Source organism: Pantoea sp. MQR6 (assembly GCF_022761075.1).
GTDB lineage: Bacteria > Pseudomonadota > Gammaproteobacteria > Enterobacterales > Enterobacteriaceae > Pantoea > Pantoea phytostimulans.
The window spans coordinates 1-266 of the sequence record NZ_JAKYXB010000025.1 but is presented as its reverse complement, the minus strand read 5'-3'; the positions used below and the strand labels follow the sequence as shown (position 1 = coordinate 266).

At 65.4% G+C, this 266-nt stretch carries 1 protein-coding gene; it reads right to left on the bottom strand.

Going from position 1 to position 266, the window contains the following annotated elements:
* Positions 1-266 (bottom strand): amidohydrolase family protein (locus MUG06_RS22770; protein WP_243080133.1); only part of this gene is annotated, 266 nt, incomplete at both ends.

Below are 266 nucleotides of genomic sequence, written 5' to 3'. Positions count from 1 at the left end.
CCCGGCACCGTCACCACCGGCGACCAGTCGGGCAGTACCGGGATCGCAGGCGGCGCTTCTGCACTGAACGAGCCGGCGGCATACACCACGTTGCCGTCCACCACCGTCAGCACCGACTCGATGCCCTTGATCTCCTCCTCCGGCACGCTGAAAAAGTCTTTGCTCAGCACCGCCATATCCGCCAGCTGGCCGGCCTTGATCTGGCCCTTTTTTCCCTGCTCGCTGGAGAACCAGGCGCTGCCCTGCGTCCACAGCATCAGCGCGGT